Here is a 26,923-nt window from a genome sequence, read left to right as displayed (position 1 = left end):
TCACCGTGTTGCGTCGAGGTGGTGATGGTGCTGGCGAACATGGTCGAGTCCGTGTTGGGGGGCAGCCGTGATCGTGAACGGGACCTCGAAGATCACCGCGTCCCATCGCTCCCGGACGGCGGCGATCTACTTGCGGCAGAGCACGTTGGTGCAGGTGAGGGACAACACCGAGTCGACGCTGCGGCAGTACGCGCTCGGCGACGAGGCGGTCGCGCTGGGCTGGGACCGCGAGGACGTCATGGTCATCGACGCGGATCTCGGCGTGTCGGGGAAGTTCGGCCAGGTTCGCGAGGGCTTCCGGGATCTGGTGGCCAAGGTCTGTCTGGGCGAGGTCGGGGCGATCTTCGGTCTGGAGGTCTCCCGGCTGGCCCGGTCCTCGGCCGACTTCGCCCGGCTGCTGGAGCTGGCCCGGTTGACCGACGCGCTTTTGATCGACGCCGACGGCGTCTACGACCTGGCGAACATCAACGACCGGCTGCTGCTCGGCTTGAAGGGCAGCATGTCAGAGGCGGAACTGCACATTCTTTCGGGTCGGCTGCAGGGGGCGATGCGGGCCGCGGCCGAGCGCGGCGAGCTGAGGTTCCCGCTGCCGGTGGGCTACGTCTACGACGACGAGGGCGAGTGCGTGATCGACCCGGACGCCGAGGTGCAGGCCGCGATCCGCGACGTGTTCGCGGCGTTCGCGGCCGGCGGCTCGGCGTTCCAGGTCGTGGCCGCGTTCGTGGGCAGGCGTTTCCCGCTGCGCGCCTACGGAGGAGCGTGGGCCGGCCAGCTGCGGTGGGGCAAGCTGACGCACGCGCGGGCTCTGGGGGTGCTGCGCAACCCGTGCTATGCCGGGGCTTACGTTTACGGCCGCTACTCCACCCGGCGCCGGGTGCAGCCGGACGGCACCGTGCGCACCGGCATCAAGCTGCTGCCCCGCGAGCAGTGGCCGATCGTCCTGCCCGACCACCACGAGGGCTATTGGACCTGGGCGCAGTATGTGTCCGCCGAGGCGCAGCTGAAGGCCAACTGCACCCACGACGGCGCGCGTCCGGCCCGCGAGGGTCTGGCCCTGTGTCAGGGGATCATGTTCTGCGGGTCCTGCGGACGCCCGATGACCACCCGCTACCACCGTCATGGCCAGGCCGCCTACGGCTGCTCGTCCTCCCGGGCCGACCACGAGGCCACCGCGACCTGCCGCTCGATCCGCGCCGACATCGTCGACGACGCGGTGGCCGGTCTGCTGCTGAGCACGCTCAGCCCCAGCCAGGTCGAGCGGGCCCTGGCCACAGCCGACGAGGTCAGCGACCGGCACGCCCGCTCCCACCGCGCCGCCGAACTCGCCGTCGAGCGCGCCCAGTACGACGCGGACCGCGCCGAGCGCGCCTTCAGCGCGGTCGAGCCGGAGAACCGGATGGTCGCCCGCACCCTGGAGGCCCGCTGGGAAGCGCGACTGACCGCGCTCGACCAGGCCCAAGCCGCCCTGGCCGCGGCCCGCGAGGCACGCCCGGCGCTACCCGACCGCACCGCCCTTAAGGCCCTGGCCGCTGACCTGCCCGGACTGTGGCACGATCCCGACACCAAGGACCGGGACCGCAAGCGCCTACTGCGAACCCTGGTCTCGGACGTCACGCTGCTGCCCGAGCCGGCCCGGGCCCGCGCCCGGATCGGAGTGCGTTGGCACACCGGCGCCACCGACGAGCTCGCCCTGACCCGGCCCGCGACCTCGCCGGAGGTGCGGCGGACCCCGGCCGCCGCACGGGAGCTGATCGCGGCCCTGCGTCCGGAGCACAGCGATGAGGAGGTCGTTGTCGCGCTCGCCGAGGCTGGGCTCACCACGGGCACCGGGCGCCGCTACGACGTGGCGGCGGTCAAGTGGGTCGGCCACACCTACAACATCCCGGCCCGCTCCCCCTTCCGGGACGGCGAGATCAACGTCAACCAGGCCGCCCAGATTCTGGGCATCACCGCCAACGCCGTCTACTACTGGCTCACCCACGACCGGCTCACCGGCAGCAAGGACCCCTCGGGACGCTGGTGCATCCCCTGGAACCCGCAGGTCGAAGCCGTCTGCCGGGAGCAGATCGGCGCCTCCGGACACCTGACCCCACGTCCCGGCCCCCCAGTGCAGGCCCTGCCCGGCGAAGTCACCGTCCAGCAGGCCGCCGCCCGCCTCGGTGTGGTCGAGCACGCCGTCTACTACTGGATCCGCTGCCGGCGCCTGCCCGCTCGCAAGGACCCCTCCGGACGCTGGTTGATCCCCTGGAACCCGCAGGTCGAGGACGCCTGCCGGGACTGGATCACTCACCCCGAACAGTTCGCGCCCACCGGACCGCGCCCGCTGCCCGTGGAATCGGCCCGCGACGGCGAGATCAGCATCCCGCAGGCCGCCGCACACCTCGGCGTGCTGGACGCGGCCGTCCGCTACCAGATCCGCGTCGGCCACCTCTGCGCCCACCGCACACCGGCCGGCCGGATCGCCATCCCCTGGAACGACGAGGTCGAAGCCGCACTCCGTGCACGCTTGGCCCGGCGGGGGCACCCCGGCCCCACCGGTCTCGGCAGCCACCCGCTCCCGCAAGACGAGGCGGCCCGCACCCACGGCATAATCGGCGCCCTGGCCGACGCCGACGTGCCCTGCTGGTCCGACAAGGGCTACCAGGGAGCCGGCGGCACGGTCTGCGTCCCCTACCGGGGACGCTGGCACAACCTCTCCGAGGGCCAGAAGGCGGTGAACGCCTCCCATGCCAAGGTCCGCGCCCTGGGCGAGCAAGCGATGGCCACCCTCAAGACCTGGCGGCTGCTGCACAAGCTCCGCTGCAGCACCACCCGCATCACCGACCTGGTCAAAGCCATCCTCACGCTTCACCTCGCGACGTCAAGCTGAGCTCAATGTGGTCGGTCGCCAGGAGGCCGGCCGCCCGCAACGCCGCCGGGAGTTGGTCGCGGCCCCCGATGCCGAGCTTGCGGTACGCATTTGTCAGGTGGATCTCGACGGTGCGCTGTCCAACGAAGAGCATCGCAGCGATCGCCTTGTTGGTGCGGTCACCGGCGGCGAGTTCGGCCACCCGCCGCTCGGAGGCGGTAAGTCCGCTGTTGCCGTTCCTCGCAGGGCGTTTCGGCCGCCCGCCGGCCGCGGCCAGCTCGGACCGGCTGCGGCTGATCAGGGGCGCGCACGCGGTCTCCTCGGCGAGGGCGCACGCGTCCCGCAGTACCTCCCGTGCTCGGGTCTTCTCGCTCTGGCGGGCCAGGAGCGTGCCGAGGTCCGTGAGCGACTCGGCGAGCGACAGTCGCTGGTCGCTGTCGTACAACACGTCCACGGAACGTTCCAGCGTGGTCCGGGCCTCCGGCTCGTAGCCGACCCGCGCGACCAGGCGCAGCGCGCGGCCGACGGCGCCCGGCGTGTCCCACAGATGAGCCCCGGCCAGTTCTGCCTGGGCGTAGGTTCGGGCCTGCGGGATGCTGTCCAGCTCCTGGGCAGCCAGGGCGGCCTCGAAACGCCAGGGGGAGACGAGCGGGTTTGCGACGTTGTGCCGGGTGAAGTAGTCGCCGCTGGCGACGACGTCGTGCAGACCGGAGAGAGGTTGTCCCAGGATCCTGCGCAACCGGCCACGGGCGCCCAGCAAGAGGGCGCCCATCTGGGTGCGCGGCTTGATGGGGATGGGCTCCGACTGATCCACCAGGGCCGCCGCCTTCTGCACCTGGCCCAGGTCGAGCAGAATCTCGACCTGGGTCGCACGCAGGCCGAGAACGGCGGTGGAGTCGGGCGACGCGCGGCAGGCGGTCAGGACCTGCATCGCCTCTTGGGCCGCGGCGTCCGCCGCGTTGAGGTCACCGGCCGTGCGCAGGCACGCGGCCTGGCACGTCAGCGCGAAGCCGATCATGAGCTGGTTCCCCCAGCACCGGGCGACGTCCAATCCGTACTCGCATTGGGCGACCGCCTCCTCGGTCCGTTCCGCCACCATCAGCACCTTGCACACCTGCAAGCGGGCCATCAGCTCCTCCGGCGTCGCGGGCGATGTCTTGAGAACCCGGTCTGCCAAGGCCAGCGCTCTTGGGCGGTCCGCTCCGAGGTCGGCCACCCGCCTCGCCGTGACCGCCAGCGTCAATGCTTCTTCCGGCTCCTGTTCCTGGAGACGCTGCACCTCGTTCGTCTCGGCCGAGTCCCGGTCGCTGAGAATCGAGAGCCGGACCCCGAGCAGGTCCGCTTTCGTGGCGAGGCGCCCGCGTTCGGCGGCGAACAGCCGGGCGAGGTCTTTCTCCCGGCCGCCCAAGGCGATGACGTCGATGAGCCCTGCGAGGGTCCGGATCGGCCAGTGCGACGAATCTTGCTCGGAGAGCGCTTCCATCAGGTAAGCCGCGGCCCTCGGCAGATCGTTGTTCCCGGCGGCCGCCGCGAGAGCGAACAGAACCTGATGCCGGTCATCCGGTGACAGCGGCTCGGACAGGGATCGCTGCAGCAACAGCACGGCACGCTGCGGATCGGCCGCGGCCAGGGCGGAACGGGCCGCGGAGCGGAGTGCCGCGGCGGCCCACTCCTCGCCGATCGGAGCGCTCAGTATGAGGTGACGGCACACTGCCTCCTCGGTGCCCGGCTCGTCCCGGAGCAGGCGCGCCGCCTGGGCGTGGATTTCCCGGAGGGCGCCGTAGGTGTCCTCGTCGAGCACCGCGTTGCGGACCAAGAGCTGGGCGACCCGCAGGCGACCCCGGTCGGCGGTGAGCAGACCGAGCCGGCGCAGCCGGGCGACGATGTCCGCGGTCTCGTCGAGGTCGAGACCCACGATCGCACACAGCCGGTGCAACGTGGTCTCCTCATCGAGGGCCGTCACGGCGCGTAACACTGCGTGCGCGTGCGGCGAGACCCGGCCCAGGCGCACCCGCACGGACTGGCCCAGCGTGTCGAGGACGACGGTGTCCAGGGCTGCCGCGCGGGCGGGATCCGGGTTGCCGCCCTCTTGGACCAGCTTTCTGGTCAGCGCCGTGACCAGATGCGGGTTGCCGCCGGTCACCCGCATGACACCGGCCACGAACGCCGGGTCGGGACGGCTGCTGAACTGGTCGGCCAGCAGGGCCCCGACCGAGTTCGTGGTCATGTCGTGCAGCGTGACCCGACGAGAGCTCTCGATCAGTGTCTCGTCCACCAGCGTCGGATCGGTGCCGGGTATCCCACTGCACACGCTGGCCAGCAGTGCGATGGGCATCGATGCGATGTGCTCCGGGAGGGTTACCAGCCATTCCAGGGACTCCCGGTCGGCCCAGTGCAGGTTGTCGACCACCACCAGGATCGGCGAGTTCTCGTCGGCCCACAGCAGCCTGCGCAGCGCGAGGTGGAGAACCCGTCGGGTCCGGCCCGGCTCCGGCCGGCCTCCGGCCTCGCGCAGCAGGCGTTGCAGGATGCGTGAAAACGGCTGTTGGTCACGCCCGGACAGGACCGGCAGTACCGAGTCGAAGAGTCGGCGCACCAGCCCCAGGCGTACGTCATGCTCGAGATAGCTACCCCGGGCCAACATCACCCGGAACCCGGCGGACCGGGCCTGCGCCGCTGCTTCGTGGAGGATTGCCGTCTTCCCAGTTCCGGCGCCCCCCTGAAAGATCAGCGACTGCCCGAGCCCGCCCGCCGCCGATCGGAGCAGCCGCCGAATCTCCTGCCACTCCTCCTCCCGGTCCAGCAGCGTCGATTGCGCATCGATGAATTCATGTGCCATGGGGCGCTCGTTGCCTTTCGCGATCGGGGTCTGCTCATGGCTGGCGGGATAGACCGTTTCTGGACCGCCGAGGACGGTGAGGACGGCGAAGTAGACGGCGGCCAGGCCCGATGGCCGCGTGCGCGACTCGGCGGCGGTGGCCGCGGTGCTCTCTTTCGCGGCGGGTTTGGCCGTGTTCCAGGGGCCGTTGGCCAGCTCTTCGGGGTCGTCGGCCGGGTGGCCGGCCGTGGTCATGCGGGCCGAGCGGCGTTTGCGTGCCGCGCTGACCTGGTTGTCCGTTCCCCCCTGCCGGCACGACCGGCTGAACAGATCGCTCCGATGCGGAACCCGATGCGCTTTGCCGTCGCAGGACCAAGGTAGCCTCAGGCGCCGACCGGGCGGCCCGCCTCTCTTTCTGTCCGCAACCACGGGTCGTCGCGCTGCTCGGATGTGCCGTAGGCGGACAGGGGAAGCCGTATCAGCCCGTCGTATCCGTTGGTGGGCGCTGTCGGCGTAGCTGCGACGGGTGGTGGAGTGGCCGCCACCTGCCTCCCGCTGCTGGTGAGGCCCGAAGAGCAGCCAGTGGCCAACAAACCGACAGTGATACCGCGGCACCGGCTTCAGTGACGCCAGGTCGTATGCCGTGCCGTGTGGCGGGTGTGACATGCTCTGTGGCCATGCGGGGCTTGCCTTCCCGGAATCGTTGGTGGGTCCTGGCCCCCGGGGAGGGGTCCCGTTATCTCTCGATCCCTTCAGAGGCCCGCAACGCGACAGGCGTGGTGGTTCCGCTCCCGATCCGAGTGTGCCCCTGCGTATCGGCTCGGCGCCGTTGACGGCGACCGCCCATGTCGACAGATCCAGCCGTGGCAGATCCACCTCGGGTACGTTGCGCACGCACAGCTCGTAGCCGAAATTGGGGGCAAGCGCGAGTGTGCCCCCCAAATGGCTTATCGCGCGCAGCCAACGGGTCGGCTGCGCGATGAACGCCGACACCGTCATGAGGGTGGTGGTACCGCCGACGAACAACGGGTACAGAATGTCGCCGATGAGACCCATGTCGTGGTATACGGGCAGCCATGACACGACGTTGGCCGCGTCCTGCTGCCAGACGGCCTGCTGACTGCGCAGGTTGTGGGCGAGGTTCTCGTGCGAGACCATGACGCCCTTCGCCTCTCCGGTCGAGCCGGAGGTGTACTGCAGAAAGGCCACCTGCTCAGCCGGCGGCATGTCGTCGATGTGGGCGTCGTGTTGCGCGGGCTCTGCCGTTCGGTGCAGCCAAGCCAGACCGGCGAAGGCGGGATCGAGGTCGGCGGCCATCCGGGCCAGACCGGCGTCGGCGGGGGCGGTCAGGACAGCAGTGGCTCCACAGTCGCGGACAACACCAAGCATGCGGCGCAGCGCCCGTGGCTGAGACTGCTCCATATCGGGTAGGTAGGCCGGCACCGCGACCATTCCCGCCCAGAGGCAACCGAGAAATCCCGCGACGAAATCCAGTCCCGGTGAGAACAGCAGCAGGCAGCGGGACCCGGTCGGGAGGCTCTCACTCAGCGCCGCCGCTACGGCGCGCACCTCGGTGTACAGCCGTTCATACGTCCACTCGTCCGTGGGTCCGTCGACCTCGCCGGTACTGAGGAACCGACAGGCAACCTGTTGGGGCCGTTCGCCGGCATATCGGCTCAGTGCGTCCAGCATGTTGTCCGGCAGATTCATGGACACCTCTTCGGTCTATGTACGAGGTATGGCTTGGCCAGCGACATGCCGTCCGGCAGTGATGGCGCGTGGTCGGCCACGGCAGTCTCTTCGGCAAGGAAAGAGGTTCGGAGTTGCGCAGCCCTGGGCGGCGACACCTGGACATTAGGAGTCGTCAGGCCCGTTTCAGGAACATGCGCTGACGGCTGCGCGACGCCGTGCTGTATGCCTCACTGAGCCTTTGCCAGTAACGGATCATGACGTTGTGTGATCGCTCAGATGGTGCGGTCGTATTCGAGCTGGAGTAGGACGAGGGCTGCGGCGGCGATCTTCGTGATGCGGCTGGGGTCGAGGCTGACCCGGCGGAGGGCCTTGAAGGTGGTCTTGAGCAGGGAGTTGGCGCGCTCGCAGACGCCGTGGATGCCGCGGATGACCTTGTTGTAGGTCTGCTGGGCTTCGGTCAGTTCGCCACCGGCGGGCTTCTTGTGCGGGTGGCGGAATCCGTCGCCGGCGTTTTCGTAGCCGAGGTCGACGAGGGTCGGCATGTCCAGCTCGGCGGCGATCCGGTTGAGGGCGTCGATCAGACCGTGGTGGCGGGCGCAGGTGGTGTCGTGCTCCCTGCCTGGGCGGACTGGGGAGACCCAGATCGGCCAGCCGTCCGGGGTGGAGATGACCTGAATGTTCCCACCATGGTGCTTGTGCTTTCCGGACCACCACAGGTCTGCGCCGTTGGGGCCGGGGGCGGCGACGCGATCGGTGCGGATGACGGTGCCGTCGAGGTTAAGATGCGTCAGCCCCGCCGCCTTCGCGCGTTCCAGCGTGGTCGCGAGGTCCGGTGCCCCGGCCGCCAGAACGGTCAGCCCCTCGTGGAGGTAGCGGTAGGAGGTGGAGACCGACAGGCCGTTGTCGCGGGCGAGTTGGGAGAGGCGGGTGCCGTCGATGAACCAGCGCAGGACGAGCACCGCCGGCGGCGTGCACCCGTACCAGCACCTCGGTCGGCAGCGGCACCGGGCGCGCGACCTCCTCGACGGTCAGCACCTCCGCTCCGCCGAACTCGCTGATGGTGACTGCCCGCATGGTGTGCTCACTCATGTTGTCCTCTTGTCCTCGCTCATGTCCGTCTCACTGCTTCTTGTGCCGGGACCGCGGTCCCGGCACAAGAAAGCGTGGCGTGCGCCCGCAGAGGCGGGTGAGTGGCCGGGAGGACATCTGTCGTACCATTCCGGCCATGACGCATCGTGTTTCCCCGACGCGCCAGGTCAGCCGTGGGCCCGCAGCGCCGCGAGGTTGATCCGGCCGCCCTGCAGCTGCGCGTGGTGCGGGGCGGCGAGGCCCGCGTCGGTGATGAGGAGCTCGTGGCCGCGTACGGCGGTGGCGGTGGGGCTGGCCAGCCCGTCGGCCGCAGTGAGCACGGTGACCTTGGTGCCGTCCGGGTAGACCACGTCCACCTTGTTCGCCGTGTTCCGCGCGGTGAACAGTCCACGAACAGCGCCGGGCCCTGGAAGCCCAGATCAACGCCCTACTGGAGGCGCACCCTCTAATGCAGTGCGTACGTGCTTCCGCACCCACTTGTTGAGGCGGGTCTGGAACGCATGGAGCGGATGCCTCAGTTCCTTCTGACGCGTAAATAGGTCCAGGTCAGGGGCTGTTTGGGCAGGCTGGGTGCCCGGTGGTCGTCGAGGCCGCCGGGCACTTGGTCTGTGAGCGGTCAGGCCGCGCCTTCGATCGGGTTGAGGGTGACGGTGTAGCCGAGTTGGTTGAGGGCGGTGATCGCGCGGCGGGTGGCGCGTTCGGGGTCGCGCTGGGTGAAGTAGGTGCCGCCGAGTTCGCGGTAGGGGACGTTGTCGGTGAGCATGTGCCAGATCGCGGTGATGATCGAGTGCTCGACGGCGACCAGTGCCTTGAGCGGGCCACGGCGGGCGGTCAGGCGCTTGTAACGGGCTTGTAGGTAGGTGTCCTTGGTTCTCGCTGCGCCGAAGGCGGCCAGTCCGAGGGCGCCCTTGAGATACGGGTTGCCGGGGCGGACCTTGGTGTTCTTGGTGCGGCCGGCGGACTCGTGGTGGCCGGGGCAGACCCCGGCCCAGGACGCCAGGTGCCCGGCCGAGGAGAACCGGGTCATGTCCCCGCCGGTCTCCGCGATGATCACTTCGGCGACGGCCTGGTTGATCCCGGGGACGGTGTCGAGCAGGTCGAGGGCGCCTCGAAAGGGGGCCATCGCCTCCTCGATCCGCTCATCGAGCTGTCCGATGGCATCAGTGAGCTGGTCGTAGTGGTCCAGGTGCAGCCGGGTGAGGAAGGCGTGGTGGGCGCGGAAGCGTCCGGTCAGGGCCTCGGTGAGTTCGGGGATCTTGTTGCGGAGCTTGCGTCTGGCCAGGTCCGCGAGCGTCTGCGGGTCGCGTTCACCCGCGATGAGGGCCTCCAGCATGGCCCGGCCCGAGACGCCCATGATGTCGGAGGCGACCGCGGCGAGTTTGATCCCGGTGTCCTCCAGCAGCTTCTCCAGCCGCTGCACGATCTGCCCTCGTTCGCGGGTCATCTGGGTGCGGGCCCGGGTCAGGTCCCGCAGCTCGCGTACCGGCTGCGGTGGCACGAACGAGGGGCGGACCAGGCCGTGCGCGCCCAGTTGGGCCAGCCAGGCGGCGTCGGAGACGTCCGTCTTGCGGCCGGGCAGGTTCTTGACCTGCCGGGCGTTGACCAGGATCACGTTCAGGTCCTCGGCCAGCAGGTAGTAGAACGGCTTCCAGTAGTCCGAGGTCGCCTCGATCACGACGAGTGTGACCTCGGCGGCGAGCAGGTGATCCCGCAGGGCGAGCACGGCGTTCGTCGTCGAACCCCAGGTCGTGGTCTGGGTGGTGAACGTTCCCCGCCGCTTCGTGCTCGGAGTGCGGACGCACGCTTTGGCGTCCTTCTTGCTGATGTCCAGGCCGGCGCAGCGTTCGTGCAGCACGTCCACGGCCTTGCTCCCTCCCTCACCGGACGACCGGGCGACTCGCCGTTCCGGGAGGGCCGGGGTGGAACAGGAATTCTGACGCGCGTGCTCACAGCAACACTCCACGGTTCCCGTGGACGGCCCTCGGCACCATGCTGACCTGCGAGCTCACCGGCATCACAGAAGCCTCGGTTTCGGCCGGAACGAACCCCTCCAGCGTCCCGGACCGGCATCAGCCCACGTCAGGGCGGACAGAAGCACCTCCGGCGCGCGCCAGGGCATTTACCACGCCCCCGGCGCGCACCGAAGGTGCGCTGAGTCGCTGACCTGTGAGGTCTCAAAGAAGACAGGCACCGTTCTCCACGGTGAGTTTCGTGGTGGTCTGGTGGGCGTCGGGATGACTCCGAACCCTCTTCGGCACGGCGATGCCTATTGAAAGACTGGCAGCGCCCGGCGTCCTCCGGCCACCATGAAATGGCGGGCCCACAGCGGACGTTGATGCTCGTGGTGCGAGTCCGCCGCATGGTGACCTCCCGTTCGTCTCCGCGAGCCCGTGAGCTCTGGGCGAGACCGAGGCTCGTGCGGTGCGCTGGTGCCGCGAACGGCTTGTGAGATTGCGGACCGGTGAGTCCTGGCATTAGAGCGTCGCGTGGCCCGCATGCGCTCGTCACCAGCGCAGACAACCGAACGAAGGAGACGCATATGAGCGTGTTCTGCGGAATCGACTGGGCTGAGGATCACGTGCGCCACGAGGCGCTTGAAGTCGAGCGGAGGTGAAAGACCGTGCGCCACGAGGCGCTGTGATCCGCGTGCGGGTGTGAGACCCGCATCGGCGTCCCGTCGCAGCGGGACGGCAGAAGCAGGGGGCAGTCGGTCCCGGCGAGTCGGCCGGATCTGATGGAGAGCAGCCCCGACAACGACGGGACGCACCGGAACTACCGGACGGTGCGGGTCCGGCAAGCGAGACGGGAAGGTGGACGCGAGGAACCAGCGGTGTAAAGCCCCTTAAGACCTCCGCCAGCTCAAACCCGGTGGATCTGGGCTGGATCGCGGTGCGCACTGCCCGTACGGGCAGGAACTCCTGGATCGGATTGATCTTGCCGGTCGGGAGGCCACGGTGAAAGGACTGCGGCGTAACCGTGGCGATGCCGCAGGGGCAAAGCTGGCCGCCTCACCCGACGAGCGGATCACAGTGAACGTGGGAACCACCTCGAAGCTTTCGTCTCAGTGCGCTCTCCAGGTGCGATGGGGCGGGAAGGCGCGACGTCCGCCGACGGCCCGAGGTGGGGCGGAGGGCTGGTAGTAGTCCGAGGGCGGGAAAGCCGTCCACATGGCGAAGCAGCCCAGCGGATTCAGGTAGTTGAGGAACTGCAAGGGACGGAGACGCTGGTGAATACCGGTGATCTGTGGCCCGACCCCGATGGGGCCTGGCTGCGGGTACGACGGATGCAGACCAAGCTGCACCAATGGGCGGTCGATGATCCCGACCGCAGGTTCGATGATCTCTACAACCTTGTCCATCACCCCGACTTCCTCACCGTCGCGTGGGAGAGGGTGAGGGGCAACAAGGGCGCGCGCACCGCCGGCGTGGACCGGGTCATCCCGGCCTTCATCGCCGACGACGCCGACATCGTGGCCTTCTTGAAGAACACGCGGGAGCAGTTGAAGGCCCGCACGTTCACCCCTCTGCCGGTGCGGGAGCGCGTGATCCCCAAGCCGGGCAGCGGGGGAAAGCTCAGGAGGCTGGGGATTCCCACCGCGATGGACAGGCTCGTGCAAGCCGCGCTCGTGCTGGTCCTGGAGCCGATTTTCGAGGCGTCCTTCAAGCCGGTCAGCTACGGCTTTCGCCCCGAACGACGAGCCCATGACGCGATCGCTGAGGTGCACCATTTCGGCACCAAGGGCTACCACTGGGTGTTGGATGCGGACATCGAAGCGTGCTTCGACAACATCGCACACTCCGCTCTCCTTGAGCGGATGCGCCGACGAGTCGGAGACAAGCGGGTTCTTGCCCTGGTCAAGGTGTTTCTGAAGGCGGGCATCATGTCCGCCGATGGCGAGACCAGGGACACGAACACCGGCACACCCCAAGGCGGCATCGCCTCGCCGCTGTTGGCGAACATCGCCCTCTCAGCGCTGGATGAATACTTCTGCGCCAAGTGGGACGCTCACGGCAACGGCGGCAAGCGGACAGCACACCGCCGACGCGGAGGTGCCACATACCGGATTGTCCGCTACGCGGACGATTTTCTGATCATGGTGTGCGGCGCCCGAGCTCACGCGGACGCGCTGTGGGAGGAGGTCACGGCCGTGCTCGCCCCTCTGGGGCTCCGCCTGTCCGAGGCCAAGACCCGCGTCTGCCATATCGACGAGGGGCTGGACTTTCTCGGCTTTCACATCCAGCGGAGGCGCAAGAAGGGCACCAGCGAGCACTACGTCTACACCTATCCGTCGAAGAAGGCGCTGGCCTCCGTCACGGGCAAGGTGCGGGCGATGACGAACAAGAGAGGTCAACGCACTCTCGCCAACCTGCTCCGCCAGCTCAACTCGGCGGTGCGGGGATGGTGTTACTACTTCCGGTTCGGGTCGTCCACAGCCACGTTCCACTATCTCGACGACTTCTGCTGGCGTCGAGTGACGTTGTGGCTGAGGAAGCAGCATCCCGGGATCGACTGGAGGACTCTGCGGCGCCGCTACTTGACCGGCGAGCCCGGTTGGCGGCCCGCGGAGGACGGGATCACGCTGTTCGTCCCGCAGCGGGTGAAGGTGACCCGCTATCGCTGGCGTGGATACAGCATCCCGACACCGTGGGCGAAGACCGCGACGGTGTGAACCGCGCGGCCCCAAGGGAGTCCGTGGAGCGCCGGATGCGGTGAGAGTCGCATGTCCGGTGCGGAGGGCGGGCCGGGGAAACGGGCTGGTCACAAGGCCAGTACCGCGCCCCGGTCCGACCCCTACTTCGCCTCCTGGCCGTCGCAGCGGCCGGGTGAAGCTGAGGGCAGCCTGATCCGGGAGACGCCGGGGAGGGTGGGAGCAGCCCTGACAACGCTGGGACGTGCCAGTACTGCCAGATGGTGCGGGTCCGGTCAGCGAGACGGGAAGGTGTACGAGAGGAACCGGTGTCTGACGCCCCTTAACGGCCCACCAGCTCAAATCTGGCGGATATGGGCTGGTCGCGGTGCGTACCTGCTTCTTGTGCGAGAGCGGGTAACTCCTGGTCGCCATGTGATCCACGGCCAGGAGGCCACGGTGAATGTCTGCGGCGTAGCCGTGGCGATGCCGCAGGGGTAGAGCTGGGCGCCTCGCCCGTCGATCGACTTTCAAGTGAACGTGGGAACCGTCCGGTGTCGTCCTCGCCATGCACAGCCGGTGCGACGGAAGGACAGGCACGTCGTCTGCCGACGGCGCCGGGCGGGGCGGAGGCTCCGTAGTAGTCCGAGGCCGGGAAAGCCGGCCGCATGGCGAAGGGGGCCAGCAAGTCAGTAGTGGAAGTGCTGGAAGACCAGGAGGCCGCTGGTGAATACGAGTGATCTGCCGCTCGGCTCGTTCCGGGCTGAGCGACGGGTACTGGAGATCCAGACCAAGCTGCACCGTTGGGCGACCGACGAGCCTCATCGTCGGTTCGACGATCTGTACAACCTCGTCTGTGATCCCGCTTTCCTGGCCATGGCCTGGGAGCGGGTTGCGGGGAACAAGGGCGCGCGCTCGGCCGGAGTGGACGGCATGACCGTCACCTACGTCCGGGAACGGTTCGGCGAGGTGCAGTTCCTCGCCGAGCTGCGGGAGCAGTTGAAGTCCCGTAGCTTCCGGCCGGTGCCGGTCAGGGAACGGATGATCCCCAAGCCAGGGTCGCACAAGCGGCGCCGCCTCGGGATCCCGATGGACGTTTCATACTGCCCCTCCTGCTGTGATGGTTTGCGTTGTGGGTGTGAAGTTCCGGGTGCGGGCGGCGAGTTGTCGGGCTGAGTCTTCGATCTGCTCGTTCCAGGGGATGCTCCAGCGGCCTGTGGTGGTCCGTCGAGCGTGCAGTTTGTGGACACGGATCCAGTAGTAGACCGCGTCCGTTGGGACGCCGAGCCGGATAGCGACGTCGTGGACGCTGAGGCAGCCGTGTACTTCCTCGGGCAGTGGGTGGGCGCCGGGGCCTGCGGGGTTGAGGTGTCCGGAGCGGGCGATCCTGGCCCGGCAGTCGGCTTCGACGGTCTCGTTCCAAGTCACGCACCAACGGCCGCTGCGGTCCTGGCGGGCGTCGAGGCGGTGGTGGGTGACCCAGTAGTAGGCGGCGCTGTAGCTGACGTCCAGGATGCGGGCCATGTCGTCGATCCCGATCTCGCCCTTGCGGAACGGCAGCGTGCGGGGTGCCCGAACACGGTAGGCGTGCCTGACCCAGCGCACTGCCTTGATGTCGAAGGGTCGTTTCTTGCCGGTGGTCAGGCCGGCGGCGGCGAGCTCGGCGACGAGTTCTTCGTCGGTGTGGGTGGGGCCGAGCCGGGTGATCAGGTCGACAGCGGCCGCCGGGGTCCGCAGGTCGTTGCGCATCACGGTGATCTCGTCGGTGGCGCCGGTGTGCCAGCGGATGCCGATCCGCGCCTGGTGCCGGTCGGGTTCGGGCAGCAGGGTCACATCCGCGATCATCGTCCGGAGCAGGCGCTTGCGGTCCCTGTCGTGGGTGTCGTGCGCGTGCCAGAGGCGGGGCAGGTCGGTGGCGAGGGCCTTGAGCGTGGCGGGTTCGGGCAGCGGCGGCCGGGCCTTGCGGACGGTGTCCAGGGCCTGCCCGGCCTCGGCGAGGGCGGCGAGTTTGGCCTCCCAGCGGGTCTCCAGGGTGCGGGCGACCAGACGGTTTTCCGGTTCGACCCGGGTGAAGGCGCGCTCGGCCCGGTCGGCCTCGTAGCGGGCGCGGTCCAGGGCGAGTTCGGCAGCGCGGTGGCTGCGGGCATGCCGGTCGGCGACCTCGTCGGCGGCGGCCAGGGCGAGAGCGATCTGCTGCGGGGTCAGCGCGGCAAGCAGCCGCTCGGTGACTGCGTCGTCGACGGTGTCCGCGGCGATGGACCGGCAGGTCGCGGTGGCCTGCTGGTCGGCGCGGGAGGCCGAACACTCGTAGGCGGCCCGTCCGCCACGGTGGTAGCGGGTGGTCATCGGCCGCCCGCAGGAGCCGCAGAGCATGATCCCCTGACACAGGGCCATGCCCTCGCGCGGCGGTCGGGCGCCGTCGTGGGTGCAGTTCGCGTCCAGCTTGGCCTGGTTGTCCAGGTAGTCGTCCCAGCTGATGTAGCCGTCGTGGTGGTCGTGGATGACCACCGGCCATTCGGACCGGGACCGCAGCCGGACGCCGGTGTGGACGGTGCCGTCCGGCTCGACGCGTCGCCGGGTTGTGTAGCGGCCGTAGACGTAAGTGCCCGCGTAGCAGGGGTTGTTGAGCACGCCCAGGACGCGGGCGTGGGTGAGACAGCCCCATCGCAGCTGGCCGGCCCAGATGCCGCCGAATGCCCGCAGCGGGAAGGGACGGCCCACGAACGCGGAGACCACCGCGTAGGCCGATCCGCTGGCTGTGAAGGCGGCGAACACATCCTTGATCGCGGCCTGCACCTGTTCGTCCGGGTCGAGGACGCACAGGCCCTCGTCGTCGTAGACATACCCGACGGGCAGCGGGAAGCGCAGTTCGCCACGAGCGGCCGCGGCCTTCTTCGCCCCGTGCATCCGGCAGGCCAGGATGTGCAGCTCGGCCTCGCTCATCTGGCCCTTCAGGCCCAGTAGGAGGCGATCGTTGATGTCGGCGAGATCGTAGATGCCGTCGTCGTCGATGAGGAGGGTGTCGGTGAGGCGGGCCAGTTCCAGCAGCCGGGCGAAGTCCGCCGAGGACCGCGCCAGCCGGGAGACCTCCAGGCCGAAGATCGCCCCTGCCTCGCCCAGACAGACCTTCGCCACGACCTGCCGGAACCCCTCGCGGTCGGCGCCGAAGCGGGCTGAGGTTCCCAGGTCGGCGTCGATCACCGCCACGTCCACGCGGGCCCAGCCCAGCCGGACCGCCTCGTCGGCCATCCCGTACTGCCGCTGGGTGGACTCGGTGTTCTCCCTGACCTGCACGAGCGTGGACTGTCGCAGGTAAATGACCGCCTGGCGCTCCAGATGGGAACTGCGGATCTTCCCCTGGCCGTTCACGTCCGCCTCCCAGCACGGACTCGACCATGTTGGCCACTGCCATCACGGCCTCGCAGCACACCCCGCTTGCTCCGGCTATGGCGCCCCGCCCTTGCCCTCGGCCCAACAACGGTGCAGAACTGGTCCCTTGTCATCAGGATCCGCCTCCGTCGGTACCGGCGCGACGGCTGACCAGCGCATCTACCAGAGCGCGGGCAGCACTCAAGCCCTCCGCCGAGAGCCGGTGTGTGGCTGGGCGCGGGGCGCGATCGGTCCACTCCCGGGGCAGCGTCACACTCCGCGAAATGTCGCTCGCGCAGACGAACACCACAGCCCCCGCCCGTCGCTTGATGAACAGCACCACCAGACGTCGACCTGCCAGCGGATGAAACGGATGCGTGACCACCAGCGATCCCAAGGAATCACTGGACGATGCGGCCCTATGCGATGACCATGCCGACCGTGGCCGACCGGGTGGTCCAGGCGTCCTTGAAACTGGTGCTGGAGCCGATATTCGAGGCGGACTTCGCGCCGTGCTCGTACGGCTTCCGCCCCAACCGGCGGGCGCACGACGCGATGGCCGAGACCCGTTTCCTGGCATCCAAGACTTATGAGTGGGTGCTGGAGGGTGACATCACGGCCTGCTTCGACGAGATCTCGCACTCGGCTCTGATGGACCGGGTGAGGGCTCGGATCGGAGACAAACGCGTGCTCGCGCTGGTGAAGGCGTTTCTGAAGGCGGGCATCCTCACCGAGGTTGGCACCTCCAAGGAGACCGTCACCGGCACCCCACAAGGCGGGATCGCCACGCCTCCAACGCAATGGGCAACTTCACCTTCGAAGTGACGTTGCGTTACCGGAGGTTGGAGAAGTTGCCTTGCGCGGAGGGTAGGCCGCGTCATGACGGGAAGTACGTTCATGACATGCGCGGGGATTGAGCTTCCCCCGTCGTGCGGGAGGTGCTGATCAGCTGGTCAGCAGGGGTCGATGGGTGTTCAGATTCGTTGGTTCGACCGTCGCCTGCTCGGCGTAGTGCTTCTCCTCGTACTCGATCGGGCTGAGGAAGCCGAGCCGTTCCTGGATGCGGCGGGGGTTATAGAAGCCGTCGATGTATTCGAAGAGCGCGAGGTTGGCCTCGGCCCTTGTGGTGAAGGTGCGGCCGCGGATGCACTCGGTTTTGATGAGCATCCAGAGGTTCTCCGCGAGGGCGTCGTATGAGTCCCCGACGGACCCCATGGATGATTCAACTCCCGCTCGCAGCAGCCGGGTTGTGAGCTTGATGGAGGTGTACTGACAGCCGTGGTCGGCGTGATGGATGAGCTTGCCGGGCTCGACCTCACGGGACGCGAGCGCGTACTCCAGGGTGGTCAGGACCAGGTCGGCGTCCGCGCGGGCAGAGGTCTCCCACGCGACCACCCGGCGGGAGAAGGCGTCCCGGATGGCCGAGAGCCACAACGGTCCCTCGCCGGTGGAGATCATCGTCAGGTCGGTGACCCACAGCCGGTTCGGCGCCGGCGCGGTGAAGTCCCGGCTGACCAGGTCCGGGGCGAGCGTGGCCTTGGGATCGCGGCGCGTGAAGCCCTTGCGCCGCGGGCTGACGCCTGCGATGTCGGCCTCGCGCATCAGGCGCTCGACCCGCTTGCGGCCCACGCGTGTGCCCTCGCGTTTGAGGACGGCGTGCACGCGCGGCGAGCCGTAATTGCCGCCGGACTCCGCATGGATCTCCTTAATCCGCTCGGTCAGCTCGACGTCGCGGCGCCGCCGTTCGCACGGCTCCTTCTCCGCGCGGCGCCAGCGGTAGTAGGTGGAGGAGGAGATGTGCAGTTCCCGCAGGACGCACTCGACTCCCAGGCGGGGATGCTCGTCGACGAGCGCCGTCACCTGGGCCGGGTCGGGTCGAGTTGCGCCGCGAAAAAAGCCGAGGCCGTCCGCAGCACGTCGTTGGCCCGCTTGAGCTGGGCGTTCTCCTTGCGCAGCGCCACCAGCTCGGCCCGCTCGTCGGTGGCGAGCCGGTCGTCCCGCTCGCCGGCATCGGCCTCGGCCTGCCGGATCCAGCCGCGCAGGGCCTCGGGATGCACGCCGAGGTCGACGGCCAGCTTCTTGATCTGCGGCTTCGGGTCGGAGGTCCGGCACATCTGTACCGCACGCTCACGCAACTCCAGCGAGTACTTTCTGGGGGCCGCCATAGTCGATGTTCCTCTCATGAGAACCATCTGACCCTCTGTCAACATCCTCCGCATCTCGGGAACCTCAATCGGCCTGCTATCCGCAGCATCGTCTACGAACTGGCGGAGCGGCACCCTCGCACGACCGGCGTCCGCGAGTTGCATGCTGCCGTACACGAGCAGGCAAGCTGACGCGCCGTCTGCCCTGGGAGTTTCCTACCTCAGGGGTCTGATGCAGGTTTGGGTGACAGGTTCGGTCACGCGGCCTTGAGGGCCGGTGTGGTCATCACGGTTTCGAATTCGATGGGGGTCAGCCGGCCGAGTGCGGCTTGTCTGCGGCGTCGGTGGTAGGTCCGCTCGATCCAGGTCACGATCGCGATCCGGAGTTCCTCGCGGGTGGTCCAGGTCCGGCGGTCGAGGACGTTCTTCTGCAGCAGGCTGAAGAAGGACTCCATGGCCGCGTTGTCGCCGGCCGCCCCGACTCTCCCTATGGAGCCGGCCATCCGGTGGCGGTCGAGTGCCCGGACGAATTTCCGGGCGCGGAACTGCGATCCGCGATCGCTGTGCAGGATGCATCCGTCGACCTGTTCGCGCCGGGCTACGGCGTTCTCCAGGGCGGTCACGGCCAGGCGGGACTTCATCCGTGCATCGATGGAGTAGCCCACGATCCTGTTGCTGAAAACGTCCTTGATCGCACAGACGTACAACTTGCCCTCGCCGGTGGCGTGTTCGGTGATGTCGGCGAGCCACAGCCGGTTCGGCCCGTCCGCGGTGAAGTCGCGGCGGACCAGGTCGTCGTGCACCGGCGGACCGGCCTTCTTGACTCTCCCGCGCTTCTTGCCGAACACGCTCCACCAGCGGTTGTCCCGGCAGATCCGCCACGCGGTGCGGTCCGCCATCTGGGCCCCGGCACCACGGGCTTCATCGGCCAGGAAGCGGTAGCCGAATTCCGGGTCGTCGCGATGGGCGTCGAAGAGCGCCTTCGCGCGGTATGCCTCCTCCAGCACGGTGTCGGTCACCGGCTTGTCGAGCCAGCGGTAGTAAGGCTGTCTGGCGAGCTTCAGGACCCGGCACGTGACCGTGACGGGCGTCCCGTCCGCGGCCAGCTCTTTCACGAGCGGGTAGATCCTTTTCCCGGCAGATGGGCCTGCGACAGATAGGCCGCGGCCCGGCGCAGGACCTCGTTCTCCTGCTCCAGCAGCTTGATCCGCCGCCGAGCCTCCCGCAGCTCCGCGCTGTCCTGGCTGGTCACTCCAGGCTTGGCCCCATCATCGATGTCCGCCCGGCGCATCCACTTCCACAACGTCATCGGATGGACCCCGAAGTCGGTGGCCATCTGCTCCACTGTCACGCCCGGGCCGCGGTTCCTCGCGACCCGCACGACGTCCTGGCGGAACTCTTCGGGATAAGGCTTGGGCACAGCGACATCCTTCCCACCCGCCCCACAGGGCAAGCCAGTTCAGATGTCACCCGATCGTGCATCAGACCCCAGCGGGTCGCGCAAGGCCTATTTAGTGGGTGGCTACTTTAACTGCCGCCGTCGGTGAATGGTTGTAGCGAGGGCCGCGAGATCACCGATAGGCGTTACGTGGCGTTGATACGGCGACCTGCACCCCTTCTTCGGGTTCTGCAATGCGAAGAACCCCGCTCCTACGAGGAGCGGGGTTCTTCGCGCACCGCGGAGCCGACCGCGGGTACCGTTCTGGTGTCGAAGCAGAACTAGGAGCCAGTATGCACGCTCTGCCCGAAGACCACACTGGGGCACGTATCGCGCGACTTCGTCGTGAACGTGGCCTCACTCAACGAGCCCTCGCAGACCTCTCGGGAGTCCCCTACAACACGCTGATCAAGGTGGAACGCGGCGCTCTCAGCGCCACTCCTCACGTTGTTGCCCGCTGCGCGCGTGCCATGCGTGTGGAAGTGGCCACCGTCGTCGGTCAGCCATACGAGTCGGATCTTCGAGCTGACAAGCTCGACGTCCTGATAGCTCCCATCCGGGAAGCTCTCGACGTCTACGACCTCGGTGCGGACCCCGACATCACCGCGCGCACCCTCACGCAACTCCACGACGAAGCTGAAGCCCTTTGCGCTGCGGTACGTAAGGGCGAGATTAAGCAGGCGGCTTCCAACGTCGCAGGCCTGATCGAGGAGGCAACCACAGCAGCGCACGCCGCTGGAACCACCGACGGCTGGTTGGTCCTCGCGTCCCTCTATCGCACTGGTTACGACGTGGCCACCAAGCTCGGATACGCGGACTTGGCGCAACTCGCGTTGGCCCGATTGGACTGGGCCGCCCACCGAGCGTCCAGCGCGGTCTACGGAGGTGCCTACCAGTACCTGCGGGCTCTGGCCTACTTGCGCGAGGGCAAGTACCGGACCGGGCAGCGCCTCGTCGATCTCGGACTCAGGACGATCGAGCAGGCCGATGCCTGCGTGGAGCGCGACGTAATCACCGGCCAACTGCATCTGGGTGGCTCCGTGATGGCGGGTCGCGCGCATGACAATGACCGCGCCATGTTGCACTTGAGCGAGGCAAAGAAGATCGCCGATAGGACCGGTGAAGCGCCCAAGGTTCTCTGGATGACCTTCGGCGGCACCAACGTGGAAGTGCACCGGGTATCGGTTCTCGCCGAGCTGGACAAGTACGACAAAGCGGTCGACGCCGCGAGCGGTCTGGCGATCCCACCAGACTGGCCGAAGTCGCGAGCAAGCCACCACTGGGCGGAGGTCGCGCGCGCAGAGATGTGGACTGGGCGACTGGATGCGTCATTCAAAAGCCTCATGGCGGCGCGGAAAGTGGCCCCCCAGCAGGCCAAATATCACCCGATGGTGCGAGAGACCTACTCGGGCCTGGAAGCCGCCCATCGGCGGCTGCCTGACAGCTTCCAGGCGTTCGGAAGCTGGCTGACCTCACGGTCATAACGTCCTGTAAACCTTTGGCCTCAACTAGCCTCAACTCAGGCTAGTTGAGGCCTTGTTGTGGGGCCACCATGTCGTCACTGGCCACTTCGACATGGAGCCGACCATGACGATGAAGCACGCCGGGATCCAGCAGCGCACCTGTCGACGCGTCCTTGCTGTAGCCCGCCCAGGTACGGATTCTCACGCCCTTACCGCACTGCATTCGCGTTCCAAGCACGCTGTTCGGTCGGCCCCACGTTCCCTCAAGAGGACGTGATGACGACGACAGTCGTACGAAGCCCGCTGCTGGTCCTGGACTGCGACCAGCATGTGATGGACGAACGATTCCCCATCGGTCCGCCCGGTCCCGATCGTCAGGTGGTCCCCGAAACGGCATCCCGAGTGCGCATCATGCGTCGGATTGCCACGGCCCGGCTCCGGTTTCACGGGCTGGAAGCCCTGATTGACCCAGCACAGTTGGTGGTCTCCGAACTGGTGGCCAACGCGATGATTCACAGCGGTGCTGCGGAAGTTCAGGTGGTCATGTTCACCCGCGAGGGCTGCCTCAACATTGTCGTCATCGATGGGATGCCGGGCGAAGCGACGCTCACGCCGCCGGGCGTGACCTCAGAGTCAGGGCGAGGCCTCTACCTGGTGCAAGCCGTTACCGCGGAGTACGGCGGGGACTGGGGGACATCCGACGCCGGCGCGCAGACCTGGTGCCGTTTCCCCGTGATCAGCCTGTCTGAACAGCCGCAATGACCGCACGTCGATCCACGGGTACGGCCTGACCGTCCGCTGGATCCCCTATCCGTCACAGGGCAGTTGACGTACCCCCTCAACGCCAACGGCACGGTGACCGCCCCCTTCCCAGAAGGTCCCCCATGTCCTTACTGCCGCCCTGCAAGAAGCTCGGCGTCTCCCGAGTTGTCCGCCCACACCTGCCGGTGGAGGGCACCGATGCCTAGTGATGGCACGGCTCTGACACCACATCCCGCTGGATGGGATGACGACCTGCGCAATGCTCTTGAAGACCTCCAGCTTGACCGGTGGCGATCCTCCCAGGCCCTGCTCGAACGGACCATTGAGACGGCCCGGACCTGGGAACTGTTGACGTCCCGCAGCCAGCTCCTTGCTGCTGCCGCAGCCAAGGGCCACGCGGTCGAGGCCTGGCGTAAGGAAGAGCCGGACGACGCCTACGCGGCGATGATGCACGCCAGAGTCCTGACCCATCGAGCGGTCGCCGCGGGCCGACGCGGCGTTGACCGCTACTCCGTGATGGCCGTGACCCGGCACGCGCTTGTGGCCTGCGACGCCGCCGAGGAACGCTGGCCGGCCTGTCCCATTCCCAGAATCTGCCGCTTGGCCCTCGCCGTGTTGGACATCGACCCCAACCGGCCAGTCCACCGGGCGCACTGGGCGCATCCACCCGAGCAGCACCTTCTCCCCGTCGGCCCGTGGCCGCTGCTCCTCGCTGTCGAAGAACTCGACCCAGGCAACCGCGAAGCCCATCACCGCATGCTCCAGTGCTTCAAGGCTCGCGGACGCGGCGCGTTGACCTTCACGAAATGGGCGACCGAACGTGCCAAACCAGGATCTCCGCTGCACGTCCTCCCTATCTACGCCTACGTCGACGACTACGCGGCTCAATTCCGGAAAGGGACGGGCAGCTCCATCGGCTACTGGAACACCGAGGCGACCCACGGGTACGTCCAGCGGGCCCGAGACGGATGGTTCGCCTGGCACCAGGACCCACGCCGTGACTGCTCGATCCTCGACTTGAACTACCTGGCCTGCGGCCTCATCAACACCGGCCTGCCGGGCGCGGCACCCGTGTTTGAGGCGATCGGCCCCTTCGCAGTGGCTGCTCCGTGGGAACAGACGGGTCCCCGCAGCCGGTGGCAGCACAGCTTCGCGATCGGCCACAGGTTCGCGATGAAGGAGGCCTCACGCCGATGAGATGCCGTTCCCCACCCGAGACGCCCCTACCTAGCCGCCCCATTTCCTTCCCATTCCACCTCCAGATGAGGATCCTTTCGGTGTCTTCGAGTAGAGCCGCCCGTCGCCAGTCGGGCGACGACGCAGCAGTCCTTGCCGGACTCGGGTACCCCAGTGTGCTGGACCGCCGGATGAGCGGCTTCGCCAACATGGGAGCCAGTTTCACCGTCATCAGCATCCTGTCCGGTTGCATGACGATGTACGGCTTCGGCCTGGCCACCGGCGGCCCGGCCGTGATCATGTGGGGCTGGGTGGGCGTCGGCCTGATAGTGCTGCTGCTGGGCATGGCCCTGGCAGAGGTCACCTCTGCCTACCCCACCTCCGGCGGCCTGTACTACATGGCTGACCGCCTCGGCGGTCCGCTGTGGGCCTGGTACACCGGCTGGTTCAACATGCTCGGCCTGATCGGCGGCATCGCCGGCATCGACTTCGGCGCGGCGACCTTCGTCGGCGCGTTCGCGAACTTGCAGTGGGGATTCACCCCGACTCCCGAGAAGACCATGCTGATCTTCGCGGCGATCCTGCTGCTCCACGCTCTGCTGAACGTGGCCGGGATCAACCTCGTTGCCCTCCTGAACAAGGTGTCGGTGTGGTGGCACATCGGCGGCGTTGCGCTCATCGTCGGCTGCCTGATGCTCGCCCCAGCACAGCACCAGAGCGCGGCCTTCGTGTTCGGCCACTTCAACAACGACACTGGCTGGGGCAATGGCCTCTTCGTGGGGGCGCTCGGGCTGCTCCTGGCGCAGTACACGTTCTGTGGGTACGACGCCTCCTCGCACCTGTCTGAGGAGACCAAGCAGGCGCAGATCTCCGCACCGCAGGGGATGGTCCGTTCCATCTGGATCTCACTGATCGCCGGGTTCGTGCTGCTCTTCGGCCTGACGTCGGCGATCCAGGACTACGTCGGAACCCAGAAGACCAGCACAGGCGTCCCGCCGGCGCAGATCTTCCTCGATGTCGCCGGCGTCGGCTGGGCCAAGGCCCTCCTGCTGGTCGTGATCGTGGCGCAGCTGTTCTGCGGCAACGCGGAGACCGCGGCGGCCTCCCGGATGGTCTTCGCCTTTTCCCGGGACGGCGCCGTCCCGGGCTCCAGCCTGTGGCGGCGTACCAGCACCCGCACCAAGACACCCGTCGCCGCGGTGTGGCTGTCCGTCGGCGTGGCGCTCCTCCTCGCGGCGCCGTCGTTGATCTCGCCGACCGCCTACAGCGCGGTCACCGCGATCAACGTGCTCGGCATCACCCCGGCGTACGCGATCCCGGTCTACCTGCGGCTGCGCGCCGGTGACCGCTTCCAGCCGGGCCCGTGGAACCTCGGCCGGTGGCACAAGCCGGTCGGTGTGACGGCCGTTATCTGGGTCGCCTTCGTGACGGTGCTCTTCTGCCTCCCGCAGGTCTCCCCGGTCACCGTCGACTCCTTCAACTACGCCCCCATCGTCCTGGCCCTGGTCATGTTCGCGGCCTGGATCCTGTGGACCACCAAGGGGCGCCGCACCTACAAGATCCCCGACGTGGGCAACCGGACCGCCCACGCTGCGCTGAGCGACGAGGTCGTCTGATGAACAACCAGCACGCCATGCCCGATGCCGATCTGGAGCGGGGCGCGTTCTCGTCCTTCATGGATCTGAAGGAGGCCGCGGAACACGGGGACATACGTACGCTGCTGGCGGCCATACCGGATATGCAGGGGCGCCTGAAGGGCAAGCGTCTGGCAGCTCTCCCGCTCCTGGACGAGATCGACGCCGACGCGAACGCCCCGGTGGCGGAGGCCTGCGCCTACATCCTGGCCACCAACATCAACATGGACCCTCTCGCCGGATTCGATCTGACGGGCTGGGCTGACGGCTTTCGGGACATCAGGGCCCGCGCCGACTGGAGCACCCTGCGCCTGCTGCCCTACCTCCCGCACACCGCGGTCGTCTTATGCGACGCCGTCTACGCCGACACGGCACCCGTCGCCATCGCGCCCCGGCAGATGCTCCGCGCCCAACTGGAGCGGCTCGCGGAACTCGGCTACGTGCCCCAGGTCGGGCTGGAGAGCGAGTTCCTGCTCTACAACAGGGACGGTGAGCCGGTGATGCCCCACAACATGGACTACGCCCTCGATCACCCTCCCCACCTCAGCGACTTCTTCCGCCACCTGGAAGACGCCCTGTTCGATGCCGGGATCCGCGTGCTGGCCGTCAAGACGGAAGGGCAGCGCGGCCAGATCGAGGTCACCTTCCCCTACGGCCCGGCGCTGGAGGCCTGCGACAGCTACGTGCTCTACAAGCAGACCGTCAAGCACCTGGCGGTCCGGCACGGCATGCTGGCCTCGTTCATGGCCGCGCCCGCCACCGGCGTTGGCAGCGGCCTGCACGCCCATCTGTCCCTGTTGCGCGAGGGCGAACCGGCCTTCGCGACCACCTCGCCCAGGGACCTGCCGACGGAGGCGATGCGGCACAGCATCGCTGGGCTGCTCGCCGCGATGCCGCACCTCGCTCTGCTGTACGCGCCCTACCCAAACTCATACAAACGATACGGCGCTTACTCCTTCGCCCCGAAGTACATGAACTGGGGAATCGACAACCGCGGGTGCGCGATTCGCGTCACCGGCCACGGGCAGGGCACCCACCTGGAAAACCGTCTGCCCGGCGCCGACACCAACCCCTACCTGGGGATCGCGGCCACGATCGCCTCCATCGCGTACGGTCTGCGGGACAAACCGAACCTGCCGCCGGTGTCCCTGGGCGACGCCTACACCGACCAGACCTCGCCGTCGGTGCCCTGGGACCTGTCGGCGGCCCTGGCGTCCTTCGCGTCCAGCAGCCTCGCGAACGACCTGTTCGGGCAGGACGTTGTCCGGCACTACACGCGGGCGGCCGAAGCTGAGCTCGCCGAGCACCGCCGCATGGTCACCGACATCGAACGCGAACTCCTCGACCGCGCCTGACGTCTCGCCGCCTCCCCTGCCCGCTCCCGCGGGCGAGTTCTCCTGCCTGTCGCCGGGCCCACGGCTCCGTCACCGGGGCTCGGCGACAGGGCACCACAGAAGCCGATCGGACCTTCAGTGACCCTGTTCCGCTTCGCTCTATGCGACAGCGCACGCCATCCCGGCCTACCCGGACACACCCCCACGTCCGTGGCCGAGGTGGAGCCCATCGTGCTGACCTCCTTGTCGGAGGGCAGCAGGGACCACATCACCGCCATCGTGCTGGGCCTGCTGTTCGACCTGACGCAGCAGATCGCGCGCTTCGGTGCCGCCGCCGACCCGTGGAACCAGCTGGCCGTGTACGACGCTGACGCCTTCGCACCCTTCACGACGGAGGGCCGCGCGTGAAGAGTTCCTCCAGGCCCCGAGCGACGCTCCGTCGGATAGCTGCCGACTTCCTCTTCGCCCCCGGCCGTCTCCCCCCGGGACAGGGCAGCCACCCCGTCAACCGATACGTCGGTCGCTCGGG

At 68.1% G+C, this 26,923-nt stretch carries 16 protein-coding genes and 4 pseudogenes; 11 read left to right on the top strand and 9 right to left on the bottom strand.

Annotation, left to right across the window (positions count from 1 at the left end; translation table 11 throughout):
* Positions 1-67: 67 nt before the first annotated feature.
* Together EDD90_RS57105 and EDD90_RS57100 are read left to right on the top strand one after the other, a co-directional pair.
* Positions 68-1,210: pseudogene (locus EDD90_RS57105) on the top strand (recombinase family protein); the annotation flags it as partial.
* 1,359 nt (positions 1,211-2,569) lie between these two features.
* Positions 2,570-2,869, top strand: a pseudogene (locus tag EDD90_RS57100) (transposase family protein); the annotation flags it as partial.
* Here the strand turns inward: EDD90_RS57100 and EDD90_RS58540 are convergent.
* From EDD90_RS58540 to EDD90_RS10260, 4 genes and pseudogenes are all read right to left on the bottom strand, one after another.
* Entirely contained in the window at positions 2,841-7,376 is a 4,536-nt protein-coding gene (locus EDD90_RS58540; protein WP_123972752.1) for an AMP-binding protein, read from the bottom strand. The pseudogene EDD90_RS57100 and the gene EDD90_RS58540 sit on opposite strands and share 29 nt — an antisense overlap.
* Before the next feature lie 254 nt (positions 7,377-7,630).
* A pseudogene (locus tag EDD90_RS10275) lies at positions 7,631-8,371 on the bottom strand (transposase family protein); the annotation flags it as partial.
* Between the two features lie 243 nt (positions 8,372-8,614).
* Positions 8,615-8,803, bottom strand: a complete 189-nt coding sequence (locus EDD90_RS10265) for a hypothetical protein (protein WP_185149020.1) — start codon at positions 8,801-8,803, stop codon at positions 8,615-8,617.
* A gap of 260 nt (positions 8,804-9,063) precedes the next feature.
* Positions 9,064-10,308 carry an IS110 family transposase gene (locus tag EDD90_RS10260; protein WP_123972751.1) on the bottom strand — a complete coding sequence of 415 codons (1,245 nt, stop codon included), beginning with the start codon at positions 10,306-10,308 and terminating at the stop codon, positions 9,064-9,066.
* Between the two features lie 1,422 nt (positions 10,309-11,730).
* On the opposite strand from EDD90_RS10260, the gene ltrA reads away from it, so the two are divergent.
* Both ltrA and EDD90_RS10250 read left to right on the top strand, forming a co-directional pair.
* On the top strand, positions 11,731-13,116 hold the full coding sequence (ltrA, locus tag EDD90_RS10255) for a group II intron reverse transcriptase/maturase (RefSeq protein WP_123981104.1): 1,386 nt from the start codon (positions 11,731-11,733) through the stop codon (positions 13,114-13,116).
* A 684-nt stretch (positions 13,117-13,800) separates the two neighbouring features.
* A complete protein-coding gene (locus EDD90_RS10250) occupies positions 13,801-14,250 on the top strand; it encodes a hypothetical protein (RefSeq protein ID WP_185149019.1) in 450 nt (149 codons plus the stop codon).
* Here the strand turns inward: EDD90_RS10250 and EDD90_RS10245 are convergent.
* Both EDD90_RS10245 and EDD90_RS58950 read right to left on the bottom strand, forming a co-directional pair.
* Positions 14,173-16,443, bottom strand: coding sequence for a recombinase family protein (locus EDD90_RS10245; protein WP_123972750.1), 2,271 nt, complete (start codon positions 16,441-16,443; stop codon positions 14,173-14,175). The two genes, EDD90_RS10250 and EDD90_RS10245, sit on opposite strands and share 78 nt — an antisense overlap.
* 133 nt (positions 16,444-16,576) lie before the next feature.
* Positions 16,577-16,828 (bottom strand): DUF5372 family protein, encoded by a 252-nt coding sequence (locus EDD90_RS58950; RefSeq protein WP_398928490.1) that lies wholly within the window; start codon positions 16,826-16,828, stop codon positions 16,577-16,579.
* 26 nt (positions 16,829-16,854) lie between these two features.
* On the opposite strand from EDD90_RS58950, the pseudogene EDD90_RS10240 reads away from it, so the two are divergent.
* Positions 16,855-17,235 (top strand): annotated as a pseudogene (locus EDD90_RS10240) (reverse transcriptase domain-containing protein); the annotation flags it as partial.
* Positions 17,236-17,388: 153 nt separating this feature from the next.
* Here EDD90_RS10240 and EDD90_RS10235 read toward each other — a convergent pair.
* The 3 genes from EDD90_RS10235 to EDD90_RS10225 form a co-directional block, all read right to left on the bottom strand.
* Positions 17,389-18,303 (bottom strand): IS3 family transposase, encoded by a 915-nt coding sequence (locus EDD90_RS10235; protein WP_185149017.1) that lies wholly within the window; start codon positions 18,301-18,303, stop codon positions 17,389-17,391.
* Positions 18,300-18,608 (bottom strand): transposase, encoded by a 309-nt coding sequence (locus EDD90_RS10230; RefSeq protein ID WP_185149016.1) that lies wholly within the window; start codon positions 18,606-18,608, stop codon positions 18,300-18,302. The genes EDD90_RS10235 and EDD90_RS10230 overlap by 4 nt, the downstream gene beginning before the upstream one ends.
* A 236-nt stretch (positions 18,609-18,844) precedes the next feature.
* A protein-coding gene (locus EDD90_RS10225) for an IS3 family transposase (protein ID WP_123972747.1) occupies positions 18,845-20,007 on the bottom strand; the annotation gives its coding sequence in 2 pieces (ribosomal slippage) (positions 18,845-19,720 and positions 19,723-20,007; 1,161 coding nt in all).
* Positions 20,008-20,318: 311 nt separating this feature from the next.
* Here EDD90_RS10225 and EDD90_RS10220 point away from each other — a divergent pair.
* From EDD90_RS10220 to EDD90_RS55240, 6 genes are all read left to right on the top strand, one after another.
* Entirely contained in the window at positions 20,319-21,509 is a 1,191-nt protein-coding gene (locus EDD90_RS10220) for a helix-turn-helix domain-containing protein (protein ID WP_123972746.1), read from the top strand.
* Positions 21,510-21,764: 255 nt separating this feature from the next.
* Entirely contained in the window at positions 21,765-22,250 is a 486-nt protein-coding gene (locus EDD90_RS10215) for an ATP-binding protein (protein WP_260327783.1), read from the top strand.
* 165 nt (positions 22,251-22,415) lie between these two features.
* Positions 22,416-23,447, top strand: a complete 1,032-nt coding sequence (locus tag EDD90_RS10210; protein WP_123972745.1) for a hypothetical protein — start codon at positions 22,416-22,418, stop codon at positions 23,445-23,447.
* A 65-nt stretch (positions 23,448-23,512) separates the two neighbouring features.
* On the top strand, positions 23,513-25,042 hold the full coding sequence (locus EDD90_RS10205) for an amino acid permease (protein WP_123972744.1): 1,530 nt from the start codon (positions 23,513-23,515) through the stop codon (positions 25,040-25,042).
* Positions 25,042-26,415, top strand: coding sequence for a glutamine synthetase family protein (locus tag EDD90_RS10200; protein WP_123972743.1), 1,374 nt, complete (start codon positions 25,042-25,044; stop codon positions 26,413-26,415). The genes EDD90_RS10205 and EDD90_RS10200 overlap by 1 nt, the downstream gene beginning before the upstream one ends.
* Before the next feature lie 189 nt (positions 26,416-26,604).
* On the top strand, positions 26,605-26,802 hold the full coding sequence (locus tag EDD90_RS55240; RefSeq protein WP_185149015.1) for a hypothetical protein: 198 nt from the start codon (positions 26,605-26,607) through the stop codon (positions 26,800-26,802).
* The last annotated feature ends 121 nt before the right edge of the window (positions 26,803-26,923 follow it).

The organism is Streptomyces sp. Ag109_O5-1 (assembly GCF_003814875.1).
In the GTDB taxonomy this organism is placed as follows: Bacteria; Actinomycetota; Actinomycetes; order Streptomycetales; family Streptomycetaceae; genus Streptomyces; species Streptomyces sasae.
Note: the sequence above shows the minus strand (reverse complement) of the source record. Positions and strands in the feature narration are given on the sequence as shown.

Coding starts and splice junctions, on each gene's coding strand:
- EDD90_RS58540 (WP_123972752.1), bottom strand. CDS start 7,376: ATGAATCTGCCGGACAACATGCTGGACGCACTGAGCCGATATGCCGGC.
- ltrA (WP_123981104.1), top strand. CDS start 11,731: ATGCAGACCAAGCTGCACCAATGGGCGGTCGATGATCCCGACCGCAGG.
- EDD90_RS10230 (WP_185149016.1), bottom strand. CDS start 18,608: ATGGCGGCCCCCAGAAAGTACTCGCTGGAGTTGCGTGAGCGTGCGGTA.
- EDD90_RS10220 (WP_123972746.1), top strand. CDS start 20,319: ATGCACGCTCTGCCCGAAGACCACACTGGGGCACGTATCGCGCGACTT.
- EDD90_RS10215 (WP_260327783.1), top strand. CDS start 21,765: ATGACGACGACAGTCGTACGAAGCCCGCTGCTGGTCCTGGACTGCGAC.
- EDD90_RS10205 (WP_123972744.1), top strand. CDS start 23,513: ATGAGGATCCTTTCGGTGTCTTCGAGTAGAGCCGCCCGTCGCCAGTCG.
- EDD90_RS10200 (WP_123972743.1), top strand. CDS start 25,042: ATGAACAACCAGCACGCCATGCCCGATGCCGATCTGGAGCGGGGCGCG.